The following is a 2221-nucleotide window of genomic DNA, read 5'->3' on the forward strand; positions in this document are numbered from 1 at the left end:
ATGTTCGACGGCGGGGCGGAACCAGGCAAGGACGTCACGTTCGTCTTCTCCGACCACGAGGAGGTCGAGGCCGTAAAGAGCGGCCTGGGCCGTCTGGTGCGCAATCACGGCTCCCTGCTCGGCGGGGACTTCGCGATCCTGCTCGAGCCGACCGACGGGACGGTGGAGGGCGGCTGCAACGGCACCAGCCGCTTCGAAGTGACCACGAACGGCGAGGCTGCCCACTCGGCCCGGGCCTGGATGGGCAGCAATGCCATCCACGCCGCGGCCCCGATCCTGGCCCGGCTGGCGGCGTATGAGCCGCAGACCGTGACGGTTGACGGCCTGGACTACCGCGAAAGCCGCAACGCCGTGAAGATCCACGGCGGCACGGCCGGAAACGTCATTCCGGCCAAATGCGTCGTGGAAATCAACTACCGCTTCGCGCCGGACAAGACCCCGGACGGAGCAGAGGCCGTCGTGCGCGAACTGCTGGACGGATTCGACGTCGTGCGCACCGACAGCGCGGCCGGCGCGCGGCCGGGCTTGCACCACCCCGCGGCGGCGTCCTTCGTCGCCGCCGTCGGCGGGGAGCCGAAGCCCAAGTACGGCTGGACCGACGTCGCACGCTTCAGTGAACTGGGCATCCCCGCGGTGAACTTTGGACCCGGCGATGCTCTGCTGGCGCACAAGGACAATGAGCACGTCGAGGCGGACGCCATCCGCGAATGCCTGCGGGCGCTGCGGACCTGGCTGAGCGCTTAGCAAAGGCCAGGAAGCAACGCCCAGGACACCACGACCAGGAAACAAGGCGCAACGCACAAAGGGTCCGGAACCTCCGTGAGGTTCCGGACCCTTTGTGGGTGGGACGGCTTACTTGGCGGCCGGAATACCGGCGACCGGCACGTGCGCCACGCCGCCGGCGGCGCGCTTGGAGCCGCGGCGTTCGAGCCAGATGGCCAGGCGGGAGACCGCCAGGTCGATCGCGATGTAGATGGCCGCGGCCACGAAGAACACCGGGAACAGGTACTGCGGACCCAGGAAGTCAGCCATGACCTGCACGGCCCGGAGCAGCTCGCCGTAGGCGACGATGTAGCCGAGCGACGTGTCCTTTAGCAGCACCACGAGCTGCGCGACCAGGGACGGCAGCATGCGCCGGATGGCCTGCGGCAGCTCGATGGTCAGCCGGCACTGGAAGCTCGTCAGGCCGATCGCCAGGCCGGCCTCACGCTGGCCCTTGGGCAGCGACTGGACACCGGCGCGGATGATCTCGGCGAAAATCGCCGAGTTGTAAAGGACAAGGCCGGCCACGACGGCGATGAACGAGCTGGTGGCAAAGACGAGCAGCACGAACAGCATCATGAGCACGACGGGCATGCCGCGCAGGAATTCCAGCACGATCCGGGTGGGCACCCTGATCCAGGCGTTGTCCGAGATGCGCATCAGGCACAGGAGCAGGCCCAGCGGGAAGGCAATCACGGCCGACACGGCCGCGGCGGCCAGCGTGGCGCCGATGCCGGCGGCGATCAGGGCCCAGACCTCGGGAAGCTGGAAGACCGCCCAGCGTTTGGGGTCGAAGATTCCCTGCTGGGCGAGGGTCACGACTGCCAGGACGAGGAGGCCGCCGATCACGATCACGCCGATGATGGAGCCGATCAGCGAGACCCGGCGGGCTTTGGGGCCGGGGACGTCATAGAGAACAGAGCTCATCGTGCGATCGCCACCTTTCGTTCAACGACGCTGGCGAGGAAGCCAAGCGGGATGGTTATCAGCAGGTAGAAGAATGCGATGCCGACCAGGACCCACATGACGGCGTCGCCGTTGGCATTGGCCAGTTGCTTGCCCTGGCCGAAGAGTTCCAGCACATAGAACGCGCCGGCCACAGAAGAGTTCTTGACCAGGGCAATCAGAATGTTGATCAACGGCGGGATCACGGTGCGCAGGGCCTGCGGCAGGATGATCAGCGAGAGCACCTGGGTGAACTGCATGCCGATGCTGCGGGCGGCCTCCGCCTGGCCCACCGGGACGCTGTTGACGCCGGAGCGCACGGCCTCGGCAATGAAGGCCGAGGTGTAGGCGCTCAGGGCGATGATGGCTGCGACCTCGAACTGCTGGAACGTAACGCCGAGGCGGGGCAGAACCACTGCGGCGAAGAAGAACGCGATGGTCAGCGGGGTGTTCCGGACGATCTCGACGTACGTCATGCTGAAGCCACGCAGCGCGGCGACGGGCGAGACACGGG

At 67.2% G+C, this 2221-nt stretch carries 3 protein-coding genes; 1 reads left to right on the top strand and 2 read right to left on the bottom strand.

All coding sequences use genetic code 11. The annotated features are described in order from the left end of the window. Nucleotides 1–744, top strand: a 744-nt coding sequence (gene dapE / locus LQV45_RS27010; RefSeq protein ID WP_230009844.1) for a succinyl-diaminopimelate desuccinylase, incomplete at its 5' end; no start/stop codon positions are given. Nucleotides 745–852: 108 nt separating this feature from the next. Here the strand turns inward: dapE and LQV45_RS27015 are convergent. After that, complete coding sequence (locus LQV45_RS27015; RefSeq protein ID WP_223913897.1) at nucleotides 853–1689, bottom strand: amino acid ABC transporter permease; 837 nt, start codon at nucleotides 1687–1689, stop codon at nucleotides 853–855. Then, a partial coding sequence (locus LQV45_RS27020) for an amino acid ABC transporter permease (RefSeq protein WP_230009845.1) occupies nucleotides 1686–2221 on the bottom strand: 536 nt, incomplete at its 5' end. The genes LQV45_RS27020 and LQV45_RS27015, both read right to left, overlap by 4 nt.

The sequence above is a fragment of the Microbacterium sp. Bi128 genome (assembly GCF_918698205.1).

Coding starts and splice junctions, on each gene's coding strand:
- LQV45_RS27015 (WP_223913897.1), bottom strand. CDS start 1,689: ATGAGCTCTGTTCTCTATGACGTCCCCGGCCCCAAAGCCCGCCGGGTC.